Below are 4,963 nucleotides of genomic sequence, written 5' to 3'. Positions count from 1 at the left end.
TGTATAAGAGACAGCCCCCTTCCCAGGAGGTTCCCCGTGTTCGCCCGTACCCGTGTGAGAGCCGGCGCGGCGGCGGCCGTGACGGCCGTCGCCGGGCTGCTCGTCGGCGTTCTCACGCCGTCAGTCGCTCAGGCCCAGGAGGACCACGAGTCCTGCCGCCCGGACGGCCTGTACGCCACCCCAGGTGTCGACGTCCCCTACTGCACCGTCTACGACAGCGCCGGACGCGAGAAGATGGGCGCCGACCACCAGCGCCGCGTCATCGGCTACTTCACCAGCTGGCGGACCGGCAAGGACGGCCGCGACGCCTACCTGGCGTCCGACATCCCGTGGGAGAAGGTCACCCACCTCAACTACGCCTTCGCCCACGTCGATTCGAACAACCGGCTGTCCGTCGGGCCCCACAACGCCGACAACCCGGCCACCGGCATGACCTGGCCCGGTGTGCCCGGCGCCGAGATGGACCCGGCGTTCTCCTACAAGGGCCACTTCAACCAGCTCAACAAATTCAAGAAGCAGCACCCGCATGTCAAGACGCTCGTCTCGGTGGGTGGTTGGGCCGAGACCGGCGGCTACTTCGGCCCCGACGGTGAACGGGTGGACTCCGGCGGCTTCTACACCATGGCCACCAACGCCGACGGCTCGGTGAACCAGGCCGGCATCAACACCTTCGCCGACTCCGCCGTGAAGTTCCTGCGCGACTACGGTTTCAACGGCCTGGACATCGACTACGAGTACGCCACGTCGATGAAGGACGCCGGCAACCCGCTGGACTGGGCCATCGCCAACCCGCGCCGCGCCGGTCTCAACGCCGGGTACTCCGCGCTGATGAAGACGCTCCGCGAGAAGCTCGACCGGGCCGGCGCCCAGGACGGCAAGCACTACCTGCTGACCGTCGCCGCGCCCTCCTCCGGCTACCTGCTGCGCGGCATGGAGACGTACGACACGGCCAAGTACCTCGACTACGTCAACATCATGTCCTACGACCTGCACGGCGCCTGGAACGAGTTCGTCGGCCCGAACGCCTCCCTGTTCGACGACGGCAAGGACGCCGAACTCGCGGCCGCCGGCGTCTACACCACGTCCCAGTACGGCGGCATCGGCTACCTGAACACCGACTGGGCGTACCGCTACTTCCGCGGCGCGATGCCGGCCGGCCGCATCAACGTCGGCCTGCCCTACTACACGCGCGGCTGGAAGAACGTCACCGGTGGCACCGACGGCCTCTGGGGACGCTCCTCCACCACGAACTGCCCCGCCGGCGCGGGACTCACCAAGTGCGGTGACGGCGCCGTCGGCATCGACAACCTGTGGCACGACCTGGACACCCAGGGCAAGGAGTCCCCGGCGGGCTCCAACCCGATGTGGCACGCCAAGAACCTCGAGAAGGGCATCGTCGGCGACTACGTCACCCAGTACGGCTTCCCCGCCGACACCAAGCTGACCGGCACCTACGCCCGGAAGTACGACAGCACGCTGGTGGCGCCCTGGCTGTGGAACGCGGACAAGAAGGTCTTCCTCTCCACCGAGGACGAGCAGTCCGTGCGGGCCAAGGCCGACTGGGTCGTCGACCAGGGCATCGGCGGCACGATGATGTGGGAGCTGGCCGGCGACTACTCGTGGAACGCCGCCAAGGGCCAGTACGAGCCCGGTGACACACTGACGACGATCATGTACGACGCGTTCAAGGCGGCCTCGCCGTACGGCGCCAAGCGGGCCACCATCGAGATGCCGAACGAGACCCTGGACATCGGGGTCCGCTTCACCGACTTCGCACTCGGCGACAGCAACTACCCGATCAGCCCCAAGCTGCGCATCCGCAACAACACGCAGACGACGCTGCCCGGCGGCACCGAGTTCCAGTTCGACTACGCCACCTCGGCGCCCGGCAACGCCAAGGACCAGTCCGGCTTCGGCACCACCATCATCCGCAGCGACCACACAGGCAGCGGCAACGTCGGCGGCCTGCGCGGCGACTACCACCGGGTGTCGCTGAAGCTCCCGGCCTGGCAGTCCCTCGCCCCCGGCGAGGAGGTCAGCCTGGACTTCGTCTACTACCTGCCGGTCTCCACACCGTCGAACTGGACGGTGACACTGAACGGCAAGAAGTACGGCATCGCGGCCGACCTGGCCCGCGGCACCACCCCGGGCACGCCCGGCGGCGACAACGGTGGCGGCGACAACGGTGGCGGCGACAACGGTGGCGGTGACAACGGCGGCGGGACCGGCGGTCCCGGCGAGTGCACCGCGGCGGCCTGGGAGCGCGGCAAGGTCTACAACGGCGGCGACCAGGTCTCCTGGAACGACCGCACCTGGAAGGCCAAGTGGTGGACCCAGAACGACGAGCCCGGCACCACCGGACAGTGGGGAGTCTGGGAGGACCTCGGCGCCTGCTGACGCGCTGACCTACGGCTGACGGTTCCCGACCGATCCGCCGGCCGGACTCCGGCGCCGCGCACGCCCCGAGCAGGGGCGTGCGCGGCGCCGACGCGTGCCGCCCGGCGGCATACGGTCACAGCGCCGGCGGAAGCAGCGGCCCGGGCCTGCCGCCCGTCACCCGGCCGCCCTCCTGGGCGACACGTGGCTCCTCGACGAGGCGACCGTCGAGATCCGTCGTGACCAGGGCGACGTGGTCGGCGCGGCGGCCGCGCAGGCCGTCGTCGGCGGAGGTCTGGTCGGAGGAGCGCACATGCCCGCGCATCCGGTCGACGCGCCCCGGGACCAGGTAGCGCACCTGGTGGAACCGCCGCCCCCGCGCCCCGGGCCGCCGTCCACGCATCCGGGCGTCGAACTCCTTCCGCAGTGTCTCCTCGAACGCCTGCCGCTGCCGGAAGGGGAGTTCCAGCCGCCCTCTGGCCGGCGTGGGAGTCCCGCCGGGCTCGGCGGTGTAGTCGACGGACAGGTGGCGGCCACGGGCGAGCGCGCCCAGGCGCCCGTCGTCGGAGAGCCGGAGCAGAGTGGGACGGTCGTCGCCACCGGTGGGCAGCCGGCGTGCGGCGCCGGACGCGGCGATGTTCACGGTGACCCGCCACGGCTCCTCGCCGGACCGCCAGTCCGCCAGACACTCCCCGATCTCCCGCAGCGTCGCGGACACGTCGCCGTCGCCGAGATCGGCGGTGATCCACGGATGCGTCACCGTCTCCCGCACGGCGTGCAGCTCGTGACCGCCGCGGGCGAGGGCCGCCCGCAGCGAACGGAAGGACGCCGCGCGTTCCCTGCCGCGTGCCACGGCGTCCGCCAACTCCTGCTCGCAGGGCCGGTCACGCCCGCAGCGGCCGATCCTGGTGTCGACGCGCAGCCGGACCACCGCGTCAGGATCGTCGGTCGTCGCGAACGTCACCTCCGAGCCGTCGAAGGCGGGCCAGAGGGTCCGGTCCGCGACGTACCGCAACGTTCCCGGACACAGCCGCTCTGCCAGCTCCACCGCGTGGGCACGGTCCCGTCTGGTGGACAGCGCGCCGCCGGAGGCCAGCATCAGGACCGCCGCCCCGACACGGGCCGTCAGCCGTCCCCGTCGCCCCACGACCGCCTCCGTCCGCTCTCACCGATGCCCCGCGGGCGGCGCGGCGCCCCGGCCGAAGCGTCGCCACCCGAGTGAAGGCCGTCACCGCGTGAAGGCCGTCACCGCGTGAAGGCCGCCCCTCCACATGGAGGTCCGCGGACCACGTGCGGTTCCCGGTGGCCGCCTGGCTCTTCGGGCATGCTGGAGGCATGACCGAACGCAAGCCACCGGGAATGGACGTCGAGTCATGGGTCGAGCGGCAGATCCGCGAGGCGACCGAACGGGGTGCCTTCGACGAACTGGCAGGCCGGGGGAAGCCGCTGCCCGACGACAGCGCGCCCTACGACGAGATGTGGTGGGTGAAGCGGAAGATGGCCGCCGAAGGGGTGTCCCTTCTGCCGGCCACCCTTGCCCTCCGCAAGCAGGTCGAGGACGCCCTTGCCGCCGCCGGGAGCGCGGCCACCGAGATGGAGGTGAGACGCATCATCGCAGAGGTCAACAAACGGATCGAGGAGGCGATGCGCCGTCCGATGGACGGGCCTCCGCACGGTCTGGTCCCGTACGACGTGGAGACGGTGGTCACGGAATGGCGCGCGGGGCGCGGGGCCGCCGGCGGGGGGTCGTCGTCGGGCCGCTCGGGTGAGGCCGGCGCGTGAGGGCGAGCGCGGCGGGTGATCGTGTGCTTACCGTACGAATCGAACACCCTCCGTCTCTCCCTGGAGAAAGAACATGCGCAGAAAGTCCCTCGTAGTCCTCAGCGCGCTGGTCGCGGCCACCCTCGCACCGGGCGGTACCGCCCTGGCGGGCGGCGGCCCGGGCGGCGGCAAGCTCCCGCCCGAGCTGCAGGAGGTGCGGGACGCGACGGCCCGCTTCCACAGCGTGTGGGAGGCCAAGGCCGAAGGCTACGAACTCGCCTCGCCGTGTGTGGAGGGCATGGGCTTCCACTTCGCCAAGTCCCTCGCCGCGGACCAGAGCGAGCTCAACCCGACCGAGCCGAACGTGCTCGTCTACGCGCCTACCCCGAACGGCGGCCTGAAGCTCGTCGCGGTGGAGTACGCCTCAAAGACCGCCGCCACCCTCTTCGGCCAGGACTTCGACCCGCCGAACGGCCTCCCCTTCTACACGCTGCACGCCTGGATCTGGAAGAAGAACCCCAAGGGCGTCTTCAACGCCGTCAACCCGAAGGTCAGTTGCGACGTCAAGCCGCACAAGTCGTCCGGCCGCAGGTGAACCCCGGTCGGTGACGCCGGTCTTTCACACGTCCCGCTCCACCCGGCGGCCCGCCGTCGCGTGGGGCGGGACGTGTGAGGGGTCCGGAACCGCAGGGCTGGATCTGCCGCCGCCATTGGTGGGACCAATCACGGTGACCGCCGAACCTTGAGCCGCCTGCCACGGCCTTCTAACGTGGTGACTCCCCGTCATCGCCGCCCCCGGCGCCCGGCCCCGCGAGGAGAACATGGC

The 4,963-nt window shown here is 70.9% G+C and carries 4 protein-coding genes; 3 read left to right on the top strand and 1 reads right to left on the bottom strand.

All coding sequences use genetic code 11. The features are described 5' to 3' along the window. Positions 1–36: 36 nt before the first annotated feature. Positions 37–2,397 carry a chitinase C-terminal domain-containing protein gene (locus FNX44_RS23785; RefSeq protein ID WP_143650939.1) on the top strand — a complete coding sequence of 787 codons (2,361 nt, stop codon included), beginning with the start codon at positions 37–39 and terminating at the stop codon, positions 2,395–2,397. Between the two features lie 115 nt (positions 2,398–2,512). Here the strand turns inward: FNX44_RS23785 and FNX44_RS23780 are convergent, their stop codons facing one another. Further along, complete coding sequence (locus FNX44_RS23780) at positions 2,513–3,523, bottom strand: hypothetical protein (RefSeq protein WP_143650937.1); 1,011 nt, start codon at positions 3,521–3,523, stop codon at positions 2,513–2,515. 188 nt (positions 3,524–3,711) lie between these two features. On the opposite strand from FNX44_RS23780, the gene FNX44_RS23775 reads away from it, so the two are divergent. Then, positions 3,712–4,158, top strand: coding sequence for a DnaJ family domain-containing protein (locus FNX44_RS23775; protein ID WP_143650935.1), 447 nt, complete (start codon positions 3,712–3,714; stop codon positions 4,156–4,158). Positions 4,159–4,231: 73 nt separating this feature from the next. Next, positions 4,232–4,732 (top strand): hypothetical protein, encoded by a 501-nt coding sequence (locus FNX44_RS23770; protein WP_143650932.1) that lies wholly within the window; start codon positions 4,232–4,234, stop codon positions 4,730–4,732. Positions 4,733–4,963: the final 231 nt, after the last annotated feature.

It is taken from the genome of Streptomyces alkaliterrae, from assembly GCF_007097205.2.
GTDB classification, from domain to species: Bacteria; Actinomycetota; Actinomycetes; order Streptomycetales; family Streptomycetaceae; genus Streptomyces; species Streptomyces alkaliterrae.
The sequence above is the reverse complement of the archived record's forward strand: the minus strand, read 5'-3'. Positions and strand labels throughout refer to the sequence as shown.

What these genes read in the sequence shown, in the direction of transcription:
- FNX44_RS23775 (WP_143650935.1), top strand. Translation starts at nt 3,712, where the DNA reads ATGACCGAACGCAAGCCACCGGGAATGGACGTCGAGTCATGGGTCGAG.
- FNX44_RS23770 (WP_143650932.1), top strand. Translation starts at nt 4,232, where the DNA reads ATGCGCAGAAAGTCCCTCGTAGTCCTCAGCGCGCTGGTCGCGGCCACC.